Source organism: Cupriavidus sp. USMAA2-4 (assembly GCF_001854305.1).
Lineage (GTDB): Bacteria > Pseudomonadota > Gammaproteobacteria > Burkholderiales > Burkholderiaceae > Cupriavidus > Cupriavidus malaysiensis.
Window position 1 is genome coordinate 3276283 of record NZ_CP017749.1, and the last position, 19709, is coordinate 3295991.

Genomic DNA, 19709 nt, shown 5'->3' on the forward strand with positions numbered 1-19709 from the left:
GTCTTCCAACTCTCGCCTGCCGACCGTCAAGCGCCATTCCAGTGCTGACGCGCCATGGGCGGATCGCTTGGCCGACCTGGACACTCAGGCGTGGGTATCGCAGGCTCAAGCCAGATATGCCGCACGCTGCTCAAAGGGAGACGACCGGCCATGCCACGACAGCCGGGCGGCAGCTACAGATGCCTCCCGACAAGCGGCATCAGAAGGCCCCCTTAATCCACTTTGTATCCTAAAGAACACCTGGAAAGTGCCGTTAGATGCCAGACAGTGCATCACAACGCACATACATTTCTTCGTTAGTTACCCTGCACTGGCAGGGGCTTCGTCTTTAGGGGCTGGGAATTGCATAACCTTTCGAAAACGGGAAACTTCAGGCTCGCGGCGTCGGCAACGATTGCGCTGGCGGTGTTTGCGCTATCCGCCTGCGGTGGCGGCGATAGTGGCAGTGGCAGCAGCAACACGGCCACCGTGAGCACGCCCAGCGCCGGCAGCAACGTGGTAACGCTGAGCGGCCAGGTCACTGACGGCCCGATCGCAGGCGCGAAGGTCTGCCTGTTCTCCAATGGGGTGCAGGCGAACAATGCCGCCGGGGATGCGATCTGCTCCAGCCAGACCGACGCTCAGGGTAACTACGTCCTGACCATTCCCCGCAATCTCGCTTCCGGCCTGCTGACGCTGATGGCCGCGAAGGGCACCGACATCCAGCTCGCCTCGACATTGGGCACCGTGGCACAGGTGTTGTCTGCGGCAGGATCTGCCGGCACGGTGACGCCGGCACAGTTGACCTCCGCCAATGTCACGCACATCACCACCGCGAATTTCGCGCTGGCCGACCTGGACCATGACGGCAAGGTCTCTCAAGCCGAACTCGATGCCTACTCGCCCGATTTTTCCGTAGTCCAACGGGCGGCGACAATCCTCCAGGCTTATATCGATGGCGGCCAGACTTCGCTCATCGGCGGCGCCACCAGCAACACGCTCGCGCTGGCTTCCGCAGTGGTACAGAGCAAGCCTTTGGGCACCACGGGCATGACCGCCGACGACTGGTTCAACGACCCCTCCAACGCGGCACGCATCCGCGCCGCGAATGAGGCCCTGAGCACGTCCCTGGCCAGCGACATGGCAGGAAAGTTCGTCGACTATCGCCTGACCAAGACCGTCACGCAGCAAACCATTCCGGCACCGATTTCCGTCAATGGCGGTGCAGCGACGCTTTACTGCAGCAGCGATCGGACGCTCAACAAGCCGATTTATATCGACATCAGCATCGCCTTCGATGCGGCGCGCAATATCGCATTGGTGCGATATCCCGACGATAATGGCCAGCCCGCCTACCTGACCGGCAGCTACAACGCCAAGAACGGCGCCATCAACCTCTACGAACTGCAACCCAAGGGCATTTCTTCGGTCCAGGGAAGCGTGACCTTCTACGAGGAGGGCTATAACAAGCACGTTGGCACGATTGACGCCACCGGGGCCATCGCCGGCACCTTCGAGGAGAAATGGGCGGAAACCTGGTCGCTCGATGCCAGCCGGCAGGAGTGCTCGGAGTCGGGCCCGTTTACGATCGCGAAGAAATAGCAAATTGCTGCATCGTTCCTGAAGGGAGGGGGTTCCGGCCCCTCTCCCTTTTGATTCCGGGCCTGGAACGACGATGCCGGACCCAATGGACCCAATGGCCGCAGCGGGTCCCTGGTCGCGGACTCAACCGCTCAAGCCGCCACCTCCAAGCGATCACCGGCATTTCCCGATTCGGCTCAATGACATCTCGGGCCAACGCCAACGCGGTGCGAACCCGGCACACCGGGTGCCAAGAGGCGCGCTCCAGGCAGCTCGTGAGCATGCAGACCCCGGCCTAGCCACCGCCACTCGCCCCCCCTTCCCCCTTCCCCTTCCCCCCGGCCCCGCAAGATTTGGTACCCCACACCACACGCCTGGCCCGCCGACAGCCAGATCCCCGACCTAGAATGCCTGACGGGGTATCCGCACCTGCCCGCCGGATCCGTCACCTACGAGCGGCCGGCAGCGCGATAGCTCGCCAACGGTTGCAGCCAAGGAGAGGCAATGCGGTCGCCACGCAGATCCAGCGTGCGCCTGAAGGGCTATGCCATCGCCGCCGTAGTCATCGGCGGCCTGATCCTCCTCGCCCGCCTGGCAGATCTCCTGGTCGAGTGGCTGTGGCTTTCTTCGATCGGCTACGCCAGCGTCTTCCGGGTCATTCTCTCCGCCAAGGTCTTCTTGTTCATTGCCGTGTTCGCCATCTCGGCGGGCATCCTATGGGCGGCGGGGATGGTGGCGCACCATTTTGCGAGCGGGCCTCGCGTGCTGGCGCTGCACACCGGCTCCTCCGGACCGCCACGGTTCATCGGCATGCCCGGCGACGTGGCGGCACGCATTCCCTGGCGTGCCGCCCTTGCCGGCGCGGCCGTCGTCATCGGGCTGTTCATCGCCGACAGTGAAATGTCGCGCTGGGACCTGGCGCTGCGCTTCCTGCACCAGGTTCCCTTCGGCGAGCAGGACCCGATCTTCGGCAAGGACATCGGTTTCTACCTCTTCTCGCTGCCGCTTTATCTTGCCCTGAAGAACTGGCTGTACTGGTTGCTGCTCTGGAGCACGGCCATCGCTGCCGTGATTTATGGGATACGTGGCGATATCGTGCTCGGGCCGCCTGCCATCCGGCTGGCTCCCGCCGTGGCGGCGCATGGCTCGGCGCTGCTGGGCCTGTTCTTCCTGTTGAAGGCCTGGTCGTACTGGCTGGACCGCTATCTGCTGCTGTACGGCGATAACGGCGTCGTGGTGGGCGCCAGCTATACGGACATCCACGTCGAGCTGCCCGTGCTGTGGCTGCTCGCCAGCCTTGCCATCGCCGCGGCCTGCGCATCGCTGGCCAATATGCGCCGCCGCGACTATCGCGTGCCGGTCGCCGCGGTCTTGCTGGTGTCCGGCGGCTCTTTCCTGTTGGCCCTGGTCTATCCGGCGCTGTTCCATCGCTTCTATGTCAAGCCGAGCGAACTGGAACTGGAGGCGCCCTTCATTGCCCGCAATATCGCGCTGACCCGCAGGGCCTATGGCCTGGAACAGATCGAGGTCAAGCCGTTTCCCGCCGAGCAGGGACTGGATCTCGCCAAGATCGAGGCCAACCGGGCGACCATCGACAATGTCCGCCTGTGGGACGTGGCACCGCTGCTGGATACCTATGCGCAGCTGCAGGAGATCCGGACTTACTACAAGTTTCTCTCGCTGGACATCGACCGCTACCGCCTCGACAGCGGCTACCGCCAGGTCATGCTGTCCGCGCGCGAATTCGAGCCGGCCATGCTGCCGGCGAATGCCAAGACCTGGGTGAACCTGCATCTTTTGTTCACCCACGGCAGCGGCATCGTGATGTCGCCGGTTACCGAGAAATCAGCGGAAGGGCTGCCTTCCTTCTATCTGCGGGATATTCCGCCGGTGGCCGCCGGCGGTCCGCCGGTCGGGCAACCGCGCATCTATTTCGGCGAAGGCACACGCGACTACGTCATCGTCAAAGGCAGCGTGCCGGAGTTCGACTACCCGCAGGGCAAGGACAATGCCTATACCAGCTACCAGGGGCGGGACGGCATCGCCATCGGCGGCCTGGCGCGGCGCACCCTGTTCGCCTGGCAGCAGGGCGATGCCAACATCCTGCTGACCGGATACATCACCGGCCAAAGCCGGATCCTGATCCACCGCAATATCCAGGAACGGGTGCTGGCTATCGCGCCGTTCCTGAGCCTGGATCGGGACCCGTATATCGTGGCCAGCGGCGGGCGTCTTTACTGGATCCAGGATGCCTATACCACCAGCCGCTGGTTCCCCTATGCCCAGCCGGGCTTCGGCGAAAACTCCAACTACATCCGCAATGCGGCCAAGATCGTGATCGATGCCTATGACGGCGCCGTCGATTTCTATGTCAGCGATCCCGCCGACCCGATCGTGCAGACGTACCGGCGGATCTTCCCGGCCTTGTTCAAACCCCTGTCCGCCATGCCGGCGGATCTGCAGCGGCATATCCGCTACCCCGAGGAGCTGTTCCGGATCCAGGCGCAGCTTTACGGCGCCTACCATATGGACGCGCCGGAAGTCTTCTATAACCGCGAGGATCTCTGGCAGTTCCCGCGCGCCCCGGCCGGCATAGAAGGTACCAACGCTCCCGGCGCGCCCACCCCGCTGATGTCGCCCTACTACATGATCATGCGGCTTCCCGGCGAGGCGGACACCGAGTTCATCCTGATGATGCCGATGGTGCCCAGCCAGCGCGACAATATGATCGCGTGGCTGGCAGCCCGCTGCGATCCACCCGCATACGGCAAGCTCATCGTCTACGCCTTCCCCAAGGAGAAGCTGGTCTACGGCCCCTACCAGATCGAGGCACGCATCCAGCAGAACACCGAGATCTCGCAGCAGATCTCGCTATGGAACCAGATGGGCTCCCGCGTCATCCGCGGCCATCTCCTGGTCGTGCCGGTCGAGAACTCGATCCTCTACGTCTCGCCGCTCTACCTGCGCGCGGCGTCCGGCCAGTTGCCCGAATTGAAGCGCGTCATCGCGGCCTACGGCGACCGCGTGGTGATGGAAGACACCTTGGGCGAAGCCATCGCGGCGCTGTTCAAGGACAGCGCTCCGTCGGCACCATCCGCCCCCGGCCCGGCCGACGCACGCGCACGCGATGCGCTCGCCCACTATGACCGCGCCATCGAGCGGCTGAAGGCTGGAGACTGGAGCGGCTTCGGCGCGGAACTCGATGCGCTCAGGCCGCTGCTGGAAAAGCTTGGCGCCGACCGGGACGGCGAGCGCCGCTGAGGTGCGGGTTTACGGCTTGCCCGCGCGCGGCGGCCCGGCCCGCCGACGGGCGGCATCCGCAGGGGTACGCGCGACTCTCGGGCGCTAGCCCCGCCCGCTCTCCTCGATCGCCGCCGCCTCGACTTCCGCGTTGAATTCCCCATCCCTGGTGGCAATCAACTCCCTCGGCACCGCCGCAATCAGCGGCAGGATCAAGGCATAAACGAACGTAGTCGCCACCACACAATAGACAAATCCCCATTCCTCCCCGCTGCGATAGATCCACGACCCCAGCAGGTCCCCAGCCCGCCCCGACAGCGCGAACACCCCGTCCACCAGCATCATCAGGGTTCCCTGCAGCCCCGGCGGGCAGGCGCGCATCGCCAGGTCGAAGTAGGCCGCGGTAGCCACGCCGCCCATCAGCCCGATCGGCGCCGCCAGCACCAGCGCGAGATTGGCCGAGTGGATGAAGGCCAGCGGGATCATCTGCGGAATGGCAACCAGAGTGCCCCACCACAGCAGCTTGCTCAGCGCCACCCTCTTGCACAGGTAGCCGTACAGCAGGAAGGTCGGCACGAAGGCGGCGGCGAAGATGCCGTTGTAGTAGGAGTAGACGGCATCGGAGGCGTGCAGCGTATTGCTCAGGTAGAACTGCAGCGGCGTGGCGGCGCCCGGCGCGAAGTTCCACAGGAAGCAGATCAGCAGCGCGGGGTAGATGGCCCGATGGTTGACCAGCCGGCGGACGTTGCCGACGAAGTCCGTGCGCCGGGCCTGCGGTTGCTCGTAGGCATGGCGGAAGACGGAGGCCGGTTTCCACAGGGACAGCAGGGCGAGGCCGAGATTGAGCACCGCCACCAGCAGGAAGGCTTGCTGCGCACCGAGGTGGTCGGAGACGTAGCCGGAGGCGAAGGCGCTCGCCACGACCGGGATGGTGCCGACGACGTTCCATAGAGCGCTCAGCCGGCCGGACATCAGCTTTTCCTGGCCGACCAGCGCGATCAGCCCTTGGTACGCGGCGGCGACGAAGCGGGAGGACAGCATCGCCAGCAGCATGCCGAGGCCCAGGCTCGCATAGGAAAGGCCACTGAAGGCCATGCCGAGCAGCGCGACGGCGGTGAGCGGGGCGAAGATCAGGAAGAAGCCGCGGTCGCGCCAGCCCAGCGGGTTCCATTGGTCGCGCGCGAGGCCGAAGGCGAAGGCGAAGTAGACCGGAATGCCGGTCAGCAGCCGGAACACGGAAATCTCCGTGGCGGTGGCGTGCAGCTGGTTCTTGAGCAGGTAGGAAGTCTGGATATCGACCAGCGCGCCGCCCGGTGCGGCCAGGTAGGTGAGCAGGGTCAGGCAGCCGAAGTACAGCAGGGTCCGGTCGCGGCCTTCGGCACCGTTATGACCTGAAGCGGCCAGCATATGCGTCCCCCACGCGGCAAGAGCGGGATGGCGTCCGGTGCCGGGCAGGCGGCCGGAACGGCTCGTGGCCCCACGTCCTTGGGCACCGGCGCGGCGATGGCTGCCGCCGGCGGCCAACCGGGCGGTCGTGGTGCCGACATGCCAAGGTGCGCCCGCTTGTCGCTGCCGTCAAGCCGGAATCACGCACGGCCCAGGCGCTCGAGATAGGCAACCAACATATCGGCCATGGCGTCCGCGTAGATATCGATTTCCTCGTCGCAGCGCGGCGCCTCCGAGAACTGCTTGCCGACCGCGCCGAGCGTGCTGGCGATCAGCCCGCCGGCCAGCGCCCGCGTCGCGTCCGAGGCCGCGGGCAGGGCCTCGCGCATGAAGGCGTCGACGATGCCCTGCCCCGCCGCCTTCACCTCCTGCGCTTCGGGCGCATCGCGATAGAGCGGCGCGGCGTCGTTGAGCGCCCCCCGGATGGCGGCTTCTTCGCATTCGGAACGCAGGAAGGTGTGCACCAGGATGCGCAGCCGTTCGAACGGCGGCCGGGCGCGGTCTTCGAGAATGGCGCGCAGCAGTTCGGTGGTCCGGCGCCATTCGTCGCTTTGCAGGCGGAACAGGATGGCCGCCTTGTTGGGGAAGTACTGGTACAGCGAGCCGACGCTGACGCCGGCCCGCTCGGCCACGCGCGCGGTGGTGAAACGTGGTGCGCCTTCTTCGGCCAGAACCTGAACAGCGGCTTGCAGGACGGCCGTGACCAGTTCGGTGGAGCGGGCCTGCCGGGGCTGTTTTCGCGAGGCAATCTGGGTGTTTCGGCGCGGCGGCATGGGGCGGTCGGCAATGCGAATAGAAAACCTGAAGGATTCGTCGCATTATAGGTTTCACTCTTTCAATGAGGAAAGCCCGATGACTACCCTGACCACCTCCCCCGTCGCTCCCTTGCTGGAGCGCCTGTTCGCCGAGGCCGACGCGGCCTCGCCGGCGCTGCTTGCCGGCTTCGCCGACCTCGCGCCGGCCGAGCGCGCACGGCTGCTGCAGAGCAAGACCGATTATCTCGAGCTCTATGGCCGCCTGAAGGACGTGCCGCTGCCGGTCTCGCGCGCAACCGGCCGCCTGCTCTACCTGCTGGCGCGCGGCTGCGGCGCGCGCAGCATCGTGGAGTTCGGCACCTCTTTCGGCATCTCGACCCTGCACCTGGCGGCGGCGCTGCGTGACAACGGCGGCGGCCACCTGATCACCAGCGAGTTCGAGCCGTCCAAGGTAACGCGCGCCCGCGCCAACCTGGCCGCCGCCGGCCTCCACGACCTGGTGGAAATCCGTGTGGGCGACGCCCTGCAGACACTGGCCTCCGACCTGCCCGCGCGCATCGACCTGCTGCTGCTCGACGGCGCCAAGGCGCTCTACCCCGACATCCTCGCCCTGGTGGAGAGCCGGCTGCGGCCCGGTGCGCTGATCGTGGCCGACAACGCCGATGACAGCCCGGAATACCTGGCGCGCGTGCGCGCGCCGGCGGCAGGCTATCTGTCGGTGCCATTCGCGGAGGATGTGGAGTTGTCGATGCGGCTGGGCTGAGCCTGCGCTGACTGGCATCATGGCGGATTGGCAAGGCAATCGCGCAGTTCCCGCCCTGCCCATTGGATACCCCATCCTGCCACCCACATGAAACCAGCACCACGGATCTTCCTCAAGGCATTGCTCAGCGTCCCGGTCGGCTACGGCCTGGCCTATCCCTTCTTCCACCCCGAGGCCGGCGGCGGCATCCTCGCTGAAATGCAGCGCTTCGGTCAGGGCACCGGCGCGGCCGTGGCCCTGGTCTTCCTCGCCCTGGTCTACCTGTACGCCCGTGACCTGAAGACGTCGCTGTCGCTGGTCTCGCCACAGGCCCGCCGCGCTTCCCCTGCCAGCGTATGGCTGATGTTCCTGCTGCCCTACAACTTCATCGAAGACTTCTGCATCGTGGCGAACGTCGCGCGCTCCCTGGAGGCGCAAGCGCGTTCCCACGCAGGCCTGGCGCGGTTCCGCTCCTTCGGCCTGGCAAGCGGCATCGGCTGGTGTGCGGCGCAGCTCGTCTCATTGCTGCCGAACGCGCTGGGATCGGCCGCCGGCCTGGCCGCTCTCGCCTTCTGGGCCTGGCATTGGGCCTTCATCCGCCGGGCCAATCGCGTTCTCGGGCAGGCTGCCGAACCTGCATCGCGCCAAGTGCGCCGCCAACAGGGGGGCGCCTGAGAAGCGTGGCCCCGGGCAGGCGCATCGCGTGCGTCCCCGGCCGCCGCAGCCACCACGCGCCAGCGCCTGCCTTCGCTTCCGGCCCGTCGCGCAGTGAGCCGAAGCCGGCCCGGCGCTCGTCGTCCTGCCCGGTAGCCCCTGGTCCTGCCACAACGTCGCCGCGTGGCACGGCTGAGGCCATCGCCCTCAGCGCGGCAACCCTCGCAAGGCCGCAACGAGCCGCCCTACCTCCTCCACCGTGGTCAGGTAGCTGACCGATGCCCGCGCCACCTGGTCCAGGCCGCGCGCGCGCATGTCGAGCGGCGTATAGGGAATGCCGCTGGTGCCGATCGAGATACCCTGCGCCGCCAGCGCGCGCTGCAGCGCGGCCGGCTCGTGCCCGGCCACCTGGAAGGCCACCAGGCCGGAGCGTTCGGTGCCCGCGTCGAGCACCGTCACGCCGGCAACCGCGGCCAGCTCCGCGCGCAGGTGGGCGGCCGTGGCCAAGATCCGCGCGCGGATGGCCGGCAGGCCGATGGCCAGCGCTTCGCGCAGCGCGTTGGCGAGACCGCAGCGCAACGCCAGCGAGGCCTCCGCCGCTTCGAAGCGGCCGGCGTCCTGGCGCAGCCGCGGCTCGCCATGGGCGTCGAGCGGCGCGGCATGGCGGTCGACCCAGGCCGGCGTGGCCATGCGCGGCAGGAACCCGCGCCGTACATAGAGCAGGCCGGTACCGCGCGGCGCGCGCAGCGCCTTGCGGCCAGCCGCGCTCAGCACGTCGCAGCCGAGGCGGGCCACGTCGACCGGCAACTGGCCGACCGCCTGCGCGGCATCGACGAAGTACGGGATGCCATGGCGGCGCGCCACCTGGCCCACGGCCTCGGCCGGATTGATCAGGCCGCCGTTGGCCGGCAGCCAGGTCAGCGCGATCAGGCGCACGCGTTCGTCCAGCATGGCCTCGAGCGCGGCGGGATCGACCGTGCCGTCCGGCGCGCAGGGGATGGTTTCGACCGAAGCCCCGGCCTCGCGTGCCGCCAACTGCATGACCGCAAGATTGCCGCCCCATTCGTGGCGGCTGACCAGCATGCGCTCGCCCGCACGCCAGCGGCCCAGCGCGGCGAAGGCGCTGCCCCAGCCTTGCGAGGTGCCGCCGGTCAGGGCGATCTCGTCGGGCCCGGCGTTGAGCAGCGTGGCGGCGAGCACGCGCGCCTGCTCGCTCTGCTCCGCGGCGGCCACGCCGGCCTCCATCGGCCCGCGCGTGGCCTCGCGCTCCAGGTGGGCGTGGATCGCGCCGAGGGTGGCGGCGGAGGGCAAGGAAGCGCCCGCGTGGTTGAAGTGGATGGTCGTGCGCGTGCCGGGCGTGGCGGCGCGCAAGGCGTCGACCGCGGCGTCGGTGAGCAGTGCGGTCATGGCGGATCAGGCTGCGGGCTGGCCAGGCTGGCCGGACGGCGCGTCCAGCGGCCGCAGGGCGACCACGGCCTCGATCTCGACGGCGCTGCCGGTGGGCAGCTCCGCCACGCCGACGGCGCTGCGCGCGTGCCGGCCGGCCTCGCCGAAGACCTGCACCATCAGGTTGGAGGCGCCGTCGGCCACCGCGCTCTGCCGGCGGAAGCCCGGCGCGCTGGCGACGAAGACGCCGAGGCGCACGATGCGCGCCACGCGGTCGAGGCGGTCGCCGGTGGCGGCCGCGATCTGCGCCAGCACAGCCAGCGCGCACAATCGCGCCGCCTCGATGCCCTCGGCTTCCGTGACCTCGGCGCCGAGGTGGCCGACGCAGGCCGTCTCGCCCTGGCGGCGCGCGATCTGGCCGGAGATATACAGCAGGTTGCCCTCCTGCACGAAGGGAACATAGTTGGCGGCCGGCGCGGCGGCGGCCTCCAGGTGCAGGCCGAGTTCGGCCGCGCGTGCGCTGAGGGACTGGGTCATGGGGATCGCTCGGGTCGGGGATCGCGGGTTGCGGCTTGCAGGTTGCGATCGGGAAGTCCCATGCTAGCGCCGGCCGCGGCGCCTGACCAATCAATCCTTTGCGCGCACGGATGAGCCAGATTGATCCATGCCGCCGTCGTCCTTGCCGAGCGGCGCCGCGCCTGCGTTGCCGACCTCCTCCACGGCTTGCGCGGCCACGGCCATCAGCCAGTCGCAGAAGGTCTCCAGCGCCGCGCCGCGCGGCCCGTTCGCCGTCACCAGCCACCAGCCGATGTCCGGGTCGTCCAGCACCATGCCGGGCAAAGCGTGCACCAGCGCGCCGCTGGCGAGATGCGGCCCGATCAGGCGGTGACGGCCCATGGCGATGCCCTGGCCGGCCAACGCGGCCTCGACCACGATGTTGTAGTCATGCAGGTGCACGGTCTGCGCCTGGCCCAGGTCCAGGCCGAAGCGGGCCGCCCAGGCGGCCCACTCGAAGGGCTCGCTGGCGTGCGAGCTGAGGATGGGGAAGCGCAGCAGGTCCTGCGGGCGCAGCCGCCGCGGCGGCCGCGGCGGCCGCCCCGGGCCGGCGAGCAGCGCCGGCGCGCACACCACCGCCAGCCGTTCCGGCATCAGCTTGCGCGCGCGCAGGCCGGGCCACTTGCCGCGGCCGTAGCGGATCGCCACGTCCACCTCGCCGCGCGCGAGGTCGGCCAGCGCGATGTCGGGCCGCAGGCGCAGTTCGATACCCGGGTGCGCCGCGTGGAAGCCGCGCAGGCGCGAGGCCAGCCAGCGCGTGCCGAAGGAGGCCAGCAGCCCGACCGTCAGCACGCTCGGCGCGGACGCGGCGCGGATCGCTTCGGTACCCAGCCGCAGGCGCTCGAAGGCCGCCGCCACGTGGACCTGGTAGGCCTGCCCTGCCTCGGTCAGCGCGACCGCGCGCGGGCGCCGCGCGAACAGCGGCAGGCCCAGGTCTTCCTCCAGTTTCTTGATATGGTGGCTGACCGCGCTCTGGGTCACGTTCAGTTCCTGCGCCGCGCTGCTGAAGCTCAGGTGGCGCGCCACCGCCTCGAAGACGCGCAGGGACAGCAGCGGCGGGATGGGGCGCACGGAACGCATGGCAGGCACGGCAACAAGGCAGGACGCGGAAGGCGGACCATTCTACGCCACGCCTCACGCGCCGCCGCGGCCACGCTGGCGCTCAGCGCGCATCGGCCCCGCCCCTCGCGGGCGCTTCGTCCCCGCTATGCCGCGCGCAGCGCCCACAGGACGTCGAGCACATGCTCGGTGGCACGCTCGACCTGCCCCGCGCGATGCGCCAGGCCCAGCTGCCGCCACAGTGCCGGGCGCAGCGGCCGCATCACCACACGCGCGTCCGGCACCGGCGTGGTGGCCTCGTGCGGCAGCAGCGCCGCGCCATAGCCGGCCGCCACCAGGCTCTTGATGGCGTCGTTGTAGTTGAGCTGGATGCGCGGCACCGGCCGGTGGCCGCCGCTGGCGAACCACTCGGCGGTCAGGCGCGACAGGCGCGTGGTGCCGTCGTTCAGGATCAGCGGGCGCGACACCAGCCAGGCCGGCGTGATGCGCGCCGGACAAGGCCAGCTCGCCGGCAGGAAGGCCAGCACCGGGTCGCGCCGCCAGGGGCGGATGGCCAGTCCCGCCACGCGCGCCTGCGGCAGCGCCACCAGGCCGACCTCCAGCGTGCCGGCGGCCAGCCGCGCCAGCGTCTCCTGGGAGGTCAGCACGGCCACCTGCACGTCGATGTCGGGATGCCGCTCCGCCAGCATGGCCAGCGCCTGCGGCAGCAGGTGGGCGATGGCGCCGGTCGAGGCGCCGAGGCGCACCCGCCCGGCCAGGCCCTGCACCTGGCGCTGCACGTCGTCCAGCGCCTGGTCGGCATCGGCCAGCAGGCGGCGGGCGCGCTCCACCAGCGTCTCGCCGATGGCGGAGGGCCGCACCTCGCCACGCTTGCGCGTCAGCAGCGGCGCGCCGACGCGGGCCTCCAGCTCGGCGATATGCAGGCTGACGGTGGGCGGCGCCAGGTGCAGCGCGCGCGCGGCCTCGGCGAAGGAGCCCAGGTCGGCGATGGCGACGAGGGTACGCAGGCGGTCCAGGCTGATTTCGCGCATCGGCGGCACTCCGGTTGAGGGTGGGTCCGTGGCAGCGGACTTCATTCAGGAAAGATGAACTTCAGCGTCATGAAATTCAACTTTTCCGATTCTATCCGGTGGCGCAAGATGGCGCTTCCCGTACCGGCCACGCCGGCCCCGGGCTGACGCTTTCCCACCGATTCCCAAGCCACTTTCGAGGACCCACATCATGCGCTACCCCCTCGTTTTCATCGACGGCGACCAGGGCACCACCGGCCTGCAGATCCACGAACGCCTGCGCGACCGCGACGACCTGCGCCTGCTGACGCTGCCCGCCGGCCAGCGCAAGGATGCACGCGCCCGCGCCGAGGCCATCAACGCTTGCGACATCGCCATCCTGTGCCTGCCGGACGCGGCCGCGCGCGAGGCGGTGGCATCCATCGCCAACCCGGCGGTGCGCGTGATCGACGCCAGCTCGGCGCACCGCACGCAAGCCGGCTGGACCTACGGCTTCCCGGAAATGGCGGCGGGCCAGGCGCAGCGTATCGCCGGCGCGTTGCGCGTCAGCAATCCGGGCTGCTACCCCACCGGGGCGATCGGCCTGCTGCGCCCCCTGGTGGAGGGCGGCCTGCTGCCGCCCGCTTACCCGCTCGCCATCCATGCCGTGTCGGGCTACTCCGGCGGCGGCCGCGCCGCGGTCGATACCTACGAGGGACCGGACGCCGACCAGGCCCTGCCGTTCCAGGTCTACGGCCTTGGCCTGGCGCACAAGCACGCGCCCGAGATCCAGCAGTACGCGGGCCTGGCGCGGCGCCCCGCGTTCGTCCCGGCCTACGGCGCCTTCCGCCAGGGCATCGTGCTGACGGTGGCGCTGGAACTGGACCTGCTGGCCTCCGGCACGGACGGCGACAAGCTGCATGCCTGCCTGGCCGACCACTACGCCGGCGCGCGCCATGTCGAGGTGATGGCGCCGGCCGAGGCGGCCGCCGCCACCCGCCTCGACCCGCAGGCGCTGAACGGCACCAACGACCTGCGCCTGGCCGTGTTCGCCAACCGCGAGCATGGGCAGGTATTGCTGGCGGCGGTGTTCGACAACCTGGGCAAGGGCGCTTCGGGCGCGGCGGTGCAGAACCTCGACCTGATGCTGGCGGGCGTGGCGGCCGACGCGCGCCAGGCGGCCTGACGCGGGCGGGCGGCCCCTGGCACCGGCCGGGGCGCCCGCCGACATCAGGCCGCACATCGCGGCAGCATTCCCGATCGCCTCCGCGCATCCCCAGCCCCGCCGATCGCCGCGCGCCGGGTCCCGGACCGAGCCCGGCCAGCACCGGCGATCCCGCGCTGCCGCCGGCCCGGGTTCCGTCCATATTGACCGGACCTCACACCCTTGCCGACAATGCCGTCCACGGCATCCGTACCGGTGCCACCATCGTCGGGGATCCCGTCATTGGAACCCAGGGAGCATGCCATGAGGGGATTGCGTTTTCGCCTGGTTTGCCGCGTCGTCGTGGCGCTGGGCACGATCTGCGCCTTGGCCGCCCCCGCGCTGCCGGCGCACGCTGCATCCGCGGCAACCTTTCCCGATTTCACCACCCCACCGGAGCAGATCGCGCGCGCCGTCCTGGCCGATGAGCCCGGCACCGTCGCGGTCGGCATATGGCGCCAGGACCACGAACAGTCGGCGCTGCTGCGCCGCGCGTCGGAGGATGGTCCTGCCATGGTGCAAAGCGCAGCCGCCGGCGCCGAGCCGCTGTTCGAGATCGGCTCGATCAGCAAGCTCTTCACCGGACTGCTGCTGGCCCAGGCCGTGGAGCACGGCGAGCTTGGGCTGGACGATTCGCTCGGCACCTTGCTCGGCGGCGCCTACCGGCTGGCGCCGGAGACCGCCGCCGTCACGCTGCGGCAGCTCGTCACCCATGGCGCCTGCCTGCCGCGCGAGGCGCCCGGCTTTCCGGGCTATACCGAGCCCAACCCCTTCGCCGCCATCGACCGCCAGCGCCTCTACGCCGCCGTGGCCGGCCTGCGGCTGGCACACGCGCCACCCTGCGCCGGCGCCTACAGCAACTTCGGCATGGGCCTGCTCGGCCAGTTGCTGGCCGACCACTACGGCAAACCCTGGGCCACCCTGGTGCGCGAGCGCATCACCGGCCCGCTGGGCATGCACGACACCATGCAGGTACTCGGCGCCCGGCAGGAACGGCTGGTGCCCGGCCGCTTCCACCTGGAACCCGCGCCGCCCTGGGACTTCGATGCCCTGGCCGGCGCGGGCGCGCTGCGTTCCAGCACCACCGACCTGCTGGCCTTCGCGCGCGCCCTGTCGGCAGGCAGCGCCGGCCCGCTGGGCCCGGCCGCCACGCGCATGCTGACGCCGCTCGGCCGCTACCGCGCCGGAGAGATCGGCTACGCAGTCATGATGCGAGGCACCGGTGCGCACCGGACCTACTTCCACGACGGCCTGACCGCCGGCTACCGCGCCCTGCTCGTGTTCGCGCCGGACACCGGCGAGGCGGCAGCGCTGCTGGCCGCCAATACGCATGCCGAGCCATCCCGGCTGCTGACCGGCGTGCTGGCGCGCCGCTACCCGCCCGCCGCCACGGCCCGCGGTACACCGTCGGACGCCGAGCTGGCGGCCGTCAGCGGCAGCTACCGCGTCGACCGGGACACCTTGGAGATCTTCGCCGCGCAGGACGGCCGGCTGTACCGCCGGTTCTCCGGCGGCGGCTTCCGGCCGCTCGAGCCGGCCGGGACCGATACCTTCATCGATGCGCCCGTCGGCGCCGAATTCGTCTTCCGGCGGCAGGACGGCCGCGTAGCCGGCGTAGACCTGTATCAAGGCGGTGGGAGCTATTCGGCAAGCCGCACCGAAGCGGCGGCGCCTGCGGCGGTGGTGATCGAGCCGGCACGCGCCGCCGACTACGACGGCCGCTACGCAGGCAAGCGCCTGCTGCGCACGGAACTGAAGCTGGATGTCCGGCAGAGCGGCGGCCAGCTCGGCGTCCGGCTGGGCAATTTCTGGCGGCAGCCGGTCTTTCCGCTGCCGGGCCGACCCGACCGTTTCGTCTTCGAAGACGGCCGCGCGCAGCTCCAGTTCACCCGCGACGCAGGCGGCAAGGTCGACGGCGCAGTGCTGTACGACCGTGGCGTGATTTCGGTGCAGCGGTTGCCCTGAGGCACCGCGGCATGGCGGCAGCGTCCCGCCGCTCAAGCCGCCGGGTAGCTCGCCACCTCGATCAGGTTGCCATCCGGATCGCGGCAATAGACTGAAGTCATCGGCCCGAGCGCGCCGGTGCGCTCGGCCGGCCCGGCCTCGATCGGCACCTCGCGAGCGAGGAAATGCGCCACCACTTCCTTCGGCGGCATGCGGGTGATGAAGCACAGATCGTCGCTGCCGGCGGTGGGACGGACGCCGGTGAACCATGCCACCGTGTCTTCGCCGACCGGCCGCAGGTTGATCTTCTGCTGGCCGAACCTGACGCTGACGCGCGTGCCGGTACGGGAGGCAAAGTCCTCGCGCTGCATGCCGAGCACGTGTTCGTACCAGGCGGCGCTGGCCTCCACGTCTTTCACATTGAGGACGATATGGTCGAAGCGGTCGATCACCAGGCTCATGGCAGGGTCCTGTGGGCGGTGGGTGGAGGAAGGGAGCCCCGCGGCCGGCTTGGCGCGCGGGCTGTCGTACTCTACACCGGATGGCGCCGACGCCGCGCCGGGGTCCGCCTACGGACGCAGCAGGTCCAGCCCGCCGAAGGCGACCACGCCGCTCAGGGCCAGCATCGACACGGAGTCGTGGGAGAACAGGAGGATCGCCGCGGCTGTCCAGCTCACGACGAAGAATGCAGCCATCCGCTTCATGGGGTAGTACCGGGTGCAATGCCGTGCAGGTTCACGGCCGCCCGACCCGCATGTTGGCAGCCGGGACAGCCGGGCACACGGCCGAGGGCCGGGCGACGGGGGCGCGGGAGACAGCGGGACAGGGGTTGAAATCGTCAGCGGCCCGTCCAGGCGGGCCGCTCTCACTCGCTTCCGCCGCGTGGCGGAAGCGTGGCGATCAGTATAAACCCTAGGTCAGCCCGCCACCAACGGGAATATCGGCCGATCTGCCGGCTTCTCCCGGCATTCCCTCTCGATGTGCATCCAACGCCGCCGCTACCGATGTGCCAGCGCGACGGCGGAGCGCGGCGCCGTGCCCTGGCCTCAGGCCGCGCCTTCGCGCAGACGCTCCTGGGCCCACAGCACGGCCACGCGGGCCGGCGCCTGGGCGCTGGCGCGCACGCGCTCGGCCAGCTCCAGCACGCGCTCGCGGATGCCGGCCACTTCGGCCATCACCGTGGCCTCGTCGGCGCCGCCCAGGAATTCGCGGGCGCAGCTGATGATGCCACCGGCATTGATGAGGAAGTCGGGTGCGTAGAAGATGCCACGGCGCTGCAGTACATCGCCTTCGGCCAGCGAGGCGAGCTGGTTGTTGGCCCCGCCCGCCACCACCTGGAAGGCGCAGCCGGCGGCCACCGCCGGCGTGATGACGGCGCCCAGTGCGCACGGCGCGAACACGTCGGCCTGCACCTGGACGATGTTGTCCGGCGCCACGGTGCGGGCGCCGAAACGTTCGGCGGCCTGCGCCACCTTGGCGGCGTCGACGTCGGCCACGACCAGGCGGGCGCCGGCTTCGTGCAACAGGCGGCACAGCTCCCAGCCGACCGAGCCCAGGCCCTGCACGGCCACGGAGACGCCGTCCAGGCCGGTGCGGCCCAGCGCGACCTGCACCGCGGCTTCGATGCCGACGAACACGCCATAGGCGGTCTTGGGCGAGGGATTGCCGCCGAAGCCGCCGGCGCGCGGCAGGCCGCTGATATAGCGCGTTTCCGCCTGGGCGGCGCGCATGTCTTCCACCGTGGTGCCGACATCCTCGGCGGTGATATAGCGTCCGTCCAGCGACTCCACCAGGCGGCCGAAGGCTTGGAACAGCGCCGCGCGGTCGGTCTGGCCGGGCGCGCGCAGGATCACGGCCTTGCCGCCGCCGAACGGCAGCCCGGCCAGCGCGTTCTTGTAGGACATGCCCTGCGACAGACGCAAGGCGTCGGTCAGCGCGTCCTGCTCGGCCGCATAGGTCCAGTAGCGGCAGCCGCCGAAGGCCGGGCCGCGGGACGTATCGTGGATGGCAATGATGGCTCGCAGGCCCGACGCGGGGTCGGTGGCAAGCGTGATGTGCTCATGGGACGGGCCTTCGCCCGTGCCGAACAGGCCGCGGGCGGCGTCGGCGGGGATGCGTGCAGTCAAGACGTCTTCTCCAGCAGGAATGGAAGCGCAAAGGGGTAGCTCTGCCTTCCCGGCACACCGCGTCGGGTCGCGAAGCGGTGCAGGTTCGACGGCTGCCGGCAAGCGGCGGCGGCCATCATGGGCGGACCGGGTGCCAATTGTGTTGGCGCCTGGCCCGGGAAACTCGCGGTTGCCGCCATGCGAAGCGGCACCGAGGGCGCATCGTAGCGGAATCCGCGCGGCGGCGGCATCAGGGTTTCAGGGGAGTTGACGGCGGCGGCATCCGGCGGGCCAGGCCTGGCCCGCCGCAGCGGAGGGCCGTACCGTGCGGCCGGGCTACGTGGCCGGGGCCGCATTGCGGCACGGGTGCGCGAGCCTATACTCAAGGCACGATCCCGGACCGCCCACCGGCCTCCCGGCACGCTGTCCGGCAACGCTTCCCGCGCAAGGAGCCCGCCATGTTCCAACACCTGCTGATGCCGGTCGACGGTACCCCGGGCTCCGAGGCCGCCTTCCGCAAGGCGCTGGAATTCGCCGCCGCCATCGGCGCCCGCCTCACGCTGCTGCATGTGATCCCGGATTTCCAGCTCCACACCTACCAGGTGGAACTGCTGGGCGACACCCGCACACGGTACGCGCGCGAGGCCAGCCGCGCCGCGGAGGACTACCTGGGTGGCTTCGCCAGCGAGGCGGTCGAAGCCGGCGTGCCCTGCGATACGGTGGCGCTGATCCACGACCATCCCTACGAGGCCATCCTCGACACCGCACGCGACAAGGGCTGCGACCTGATCGCGATGGCCTCGCACGGCCGGCGCGGCATGGTCGGCATGCTGCTGGGCAGCGAGACGCGCAAGGTGCTGACGCATGGCAGCATCCCCGTGCTGGTCTACCGCTAGATCCCTCGCCAGGCCTGCCGCCGGACGCCTGCACCGCCCCGCCGTCAGGCCTCCCAGTCGAGCAGCACCTTGCCGCTGTTGCCCGACATCATGGCGGCAAACCCCGCCTCGTACTCCGCCACCGGGAAGCGGTGCGTGATCATGGGCGCCAGGTCCAGCCCGCTCTGCAGCATCGCCACCATCTTGTACCAGGTCTCGAACATCTCACGGCCGTAGATGCCCTTGATCTCCAGGCCCTTGAAGATGACCTGGTTCCAGTCGATCGGCACGCTCGACGGCGGTATGCCCAGCAGGGCGATCTTGCCGCCGTGGTTCATGGCCTCAAGCATGGCCGCGAACGCCGACGGCACGCCCGACATCTCCAGGCCCACGTCGAAGCCTTCGACCATGTGCAGGCCGGCCGCCACCTCGCCCAGGTCCTCGCGCGCGACGTTGACCGTGCGCGTGGCGCCCATGCGCGCCGCCAGCGCGAGGCGGTAGTCGTTGACGTCGGTGATGACCACGTTGCGGGCGCCCACGTGGCGCGCGATCGCCGCGGCCATGATGCCGATCGGCCCGGCGCCGGTGATCAGCACGTCCTCGCCGACCAGGTTGAAGGACAGCGCGGTATGGGTGGCATTGCCGAAGGGATCGAAGATGGCGGCGATCTCGTCGGGGATATCGTCCGGGATGCGGAAGGCGTTGAAGGCGGGGATCACCAGGTATTCGGCGAAGGCACCGGCGCGGTTCACCCCGACGCCGACCGTGTTGCGGCACAGGTGGCGCCGCCCGGCGCGGCAGTTACGGCAGAAGCCGCAGGTGATATGGCCCTCGCCGGAGACGCGGTCGCCGATGGCCAGCCCGCGCACCTCCTGGCCGATCGCCACCACCTCGCCCACGTACTCGTGCCCGACCTGCATCGGCACGGGGATGGTGTGCTGCGCCCACTCGTCCCACTTCCAGATATGGACATCGGTACCGCAGATGGCCGTCTGGCGGATGCGGATCATCACGTCGTTGTGGCCGACCTCGGGCTCGGGCAGGTCGGTCAGCGCCAGGCCTGGCGCGCGTTCTAGCTTGGCAAGGGCTTTCATGCTGGACCTCCTGCTTCCAGCTTAGGCGATGGCGGGCGGAAAGCGGAGCACGATGCGCAACATGAGGCGCAACATAAGGCGCAACATGAGGTGCAAGACCA

Annotated in this window: 17 protein-coding genes; 7 read left to right on the top strand and 10 right to left on the bottom strand. The window is 69.8% G+C overall.

What is annotated here, in order from left to right:
- Nucleotides 1–342 precede the first annotated feature (342 nt).
- Nucleotides 343–1581: a hypothetical protein gene (locus tag BKK79_RS34280; protein ID WP_157128598.1), complete on the top strand. Its 1239-nt coding sequence runs from the start codon at nt 343–345 to the stop codon at nt 1579–1581.
- Nucleotides 1582–2064: 483 nt separating this feature from the next.
- Nucleotides 2065–4821: a UPF0182 family membrane protein gene (locus BKK79_RS34285; RefSeq protein ID WP_071040067.1), complete on the top strand. Its 2757-nt coding sequence runs from the start codon at nt 2065–2067 to the stop codon at nt 4819–4821.
- Nucleotides 4822–4905: 84 nt separating this feature from the next.
- Here the strand turns inward: BKK79_RS34285 and BKK79_RS34290 are convergent, their stop codons facing one another.
- Nucleotides 4906–6207: an MFS transporter gene (locus tag BKK79_RS34290; RefSeq protein WP_071040068.1), complete on the bottom strand. Its 1302-nt coding sequence runs from the start codon at nt 6205–6207 to the stop codon at nt 4906–4908.
- Between the two features lie 179 nt (nt 6208–6386).
- Nucleotides 6387–7019, bottom strand: a complete 633-nt coding sequence (locus tag BKK79_RS34295; RefSeq protein WP_071040069.1) for a TetR family transcriptional regulator — start codon at nt 7017–7019, stop codon at nt 6387–6389.
- Between the two features lie 79 nt (nt 7020–7098).
- Here BKK79_RS34295 and BKK79_RS34300 point away from each other — a divergent pair, with 79 nt between their 5' ends.
- Nucleotides 7099–7764, top strand: a complete 666-nt coding sequence (locus BKK79_RS34300; RefSeq protein WP_071019663.1) for an O-methyltransferase — start codon at nt 7099–7101, stop codon at nt 7762–7764.
- An 87-nt stretch (nt 7765–7851) separates the two neighbouring features.
- Complete coding sequence (locus BKK79_RS34305) at nt 7852–8418, top strand: hypothetical protein (protein WP_071019660.1); 567 nt, start codon at nt 7852–7854, stop codon at nt 8416–8418.
- Between the two features lie 186 nt (nt 8419–8604).
- On the opposite strand, the gene BKK79_RS34310 is transcribed toward BKK79_RS34305, so the two are convergent.
- The 4 genes from BKK79_RS34310 to BKK79_RS34325 form a co-directional block, all read right to left on the bottom strand.
- Nucleotides 8605–9804 (bottom strand): aminotransferase class V-fold PLP-dependent enzyme, encoded by a 1200-nt coding sequence (locus tag BKK79_RS34310; protein WP_071040070.1) that lies wholly within the window; start codon nt 9802–9804, stop codon nt 8605–8607.
- Nucleotides 9805–9810: 6 nt separating this feature from the next.
- A complete protein-coding gene (locus BKK79_RS34315; RefSeq protein WP_071019654.1) occupies nt 9811–10320 on the bottom strand; it encodes a RidA family protein in 510 nt (169 codons plus the stop codon).
- A 90-nt stretch (nt 10321–10410) separates the two neighbouring features.
- Nucleotides 10411–11418: a LysR substrate-binding domain-containing protein gene (locus tag BKK79_RS34320; RefSeq protein ID WP_084085539.1), complete on the bottom strand. Its 1008-nt coding sequence runs from the start codon at nt 11416–11418 to the stop codon at nt 10411–10413.
- A 125-nt stretch (nt 11419–11543) separates the two neighbouring features.
- Nucleotides 11544–12428, bottom strand: a complete 885-nt coding sequence (locus tag BKK79_RS34325) for a LysR family transcriptional regulator (protein WP_071019652.1) — start codon at nt 12426–12428, stop codon at nt 11544–11546.
- A 190-nt stretch (nt 12429–12618) separates the two neighbouring features.
- Here BKK79_RS34325 and argC point away from each other — a divergent pair, with 190 nt between their 5' ends.
- Nucleotides 12619–13572, top strand: coding sequence for an N-acetyl-gamma-glutamyl-phosphate reductase (gene argC / locus BKK79_RS34330; RefSeq protein ID WP_071019649.1), 954 nt, complete (start codon nt 12619–12621; stop codon nt 13570–13572).
- A gap of 282 nt (nt 13573–13854) precedes the next feature.
- On the top strand, nt 13855–15555 hold the full coding sequence (locus tag BKK79_RS34335) for a serine hydrolase domain-containing protein (protein WP_198173373.1): 1701 nt from the start codon (nt 13855–13857) through the stop codon (nt 15553–15555).
- A 32-nt stretch (nt 15556–15587) separates the two neighbouring features.
- Here the strand turns inward: BKK79_RS34335 and BKK79_RS34340 are convergent, their stop codons facing one another.
- From BKK79_RS34340 to BKK79_RS34345, 3 genes are all read right to left on the bottom strand, one after another.
- Entirely contained in the window at nt 15588–15995 is a 408-nt protein-coding gene (locus BKK79_RS34340; RefSeq protein ID WP_071040072.1) for a VOC family protein, read from the bottom strand.
- 108 nt (nt 15996–16103) lie between these two features.
- Nucleotides 16104–16229, bottom strand: coding sequence for a hypothetical protein (locus tag BKK79_RS42010; RefSeq protein WP_257787601.1), 126 nt, complete (start codon nt 16227–16229; stop codon nt 16104–16106).
- A 351-nt stretch (nt 16230–16580) separates the two neighbouring features.
- Nucleotides 16581–17660, bottom strand: a complete 1080-nt coding sequence (locus BKK79_RS34345; protein WP_071019642.1) for a Leu/Phe/Val dehydrogenase — start codon at nt 17658–17660, stop codon at nt 16581–16583.
- A 437-nt stretch (nt 17661–18097) separates the two neighbouring features.
- Here BKK79_RS34345 and BKK79_RS34350 point away from each other — a divergent pair, with 437 nt between their 5' ends.
- Nucleotides 18098–18535, top strand: coding sequence for a universal stress protein (locus BKK79_RS34350; protein ID WP_071019639.1), 438 nt, complete (start codon nt 18098–18100; stop codon nt 18533–18535).
- Nucleotides 18536–18579: 44 nt separating this feature from the next.
- On the opposite strand, the gene tdh is transcribed toward BKK79_RS34350, so the two are convergent.
- Complete coding sequence (tdh, locus tag BKK79_RS34355) at nt 18580–19608, bottom strand: L-threonine 3-dehydrogenase (protein ID WP_071019637.1); 1029 nt, start codon at nt 19606–19608, stop codon at nt 18580–18582.
- Between the last annotated feature and the right edge of the window lie 101 nt (nt 19609–19709).

Bases quoted from the DNA above. Each gene is read 5' to 3' on its own strand.
- BKK79_RS34285 (WP_071040067.1), top strand. From the start codon at position 2,065: ATGCGGTCGCCACGCAGATCCAGCGTGCGCCTGAAGGGCTATGCCATC.
- BKK79_RS34290 (WP_071040068.1), bottom strand. From the start codon at position 6,207: ATGCTGGCCGCTTCAGGTCATAACGGTGCCGAAGGCCGCGACCGGACC.
- BKK79_RS34295 (WP_071040069.1), bottom strand. From the start codon at position 7,019: ATGCCGCCGCGCCGAAACACCCAGATTGCCTCGCGAAAACAGCCCCGG.
- BKK79_RS34300 (WP_071019663.1), top strand. From the start codon at position 7,099: ATGACTACCCTGACCACCTCCCCCGTCGCTCCCTTGCTGGAGCGCCTG.
- BKK79_RS34305 (WP_071019660.1), top strand. From the start codon at position 7,852: ATGAAACCAGCACCACGGATCTTCCTCAAGGCATTGCTCAGCGTCCCG.
- BKK79_RS34310 (WP_071040070.1), bottom strand. From the start codon at position 9,804: ATGACCGCACTGCTCACCGACGCCGCGGTCGACGCCTTGCGCGCCGCC.
- BKK79_RS34315 (WP_071019654.1), bottom strand. From the start codon at position 10,320: ATGACCCAGTCCCTCAGCGCACGCGCGGCCGAACTCGGCCTGCACCTG.
- BKK79_RS34320 (WP_084085539.1), bottom strand. From the start codon at position 11,418: ATGCGTTCCGTGCGCCCCATCCCGCCGCTGCTGTCCCTGCGCGTCTTC.
- BKK79_RS34325 (WP_071019652.1), bottom strand. From the start codon at position 12,428: ATGCGCGAAATCAGCCTGGACCGCCTGCGTACCCTCGTCGCCATCGCC.
- argC (WP_071019649.1), top strand. From the start codon at position 12,619: ATGCGCTACCCCCTCGTTTTCATCGACGGCGACCAGGGCACCACCGGC.
- BKK79_RS34335 (WP_198173373.1), top strand. From the start codon at position 13,855: ATGAGGGGATTGCGTTTTCGCCTGGTTTGCCGCGTCGTCGTGGCGCTG.
- BKK79_RS34340 (WP_071040072.1), bottom strand. From the start codon at position 15,995: ATGAGCCTGGTGATCGACCGCTTCGACCATATCGTCCTCAATGTGAAA.
- BKK79_RS42010 (WP_257787601.1), bottom strand. From the start codon at position 16,229: ATGGCTGCATTCTTCGTCGTGAGCTGGACAGCCGCGGCGATCCTCCTG.
- BKK79_RS34350 (WP_071019639.1), top strand. From the start codon at position 18,098: ATGTTCCAACACCTGCTGATGCCGGTCGACGGTACCCCGGGCTCCGAG.
- tdh (WP_071019637.1), bottom strand. From the start codon at position 19,608: ATGAAAGCCCTTGCCAAGCTAGAACGCGCGCCAGGCCTGGCGCTGACC.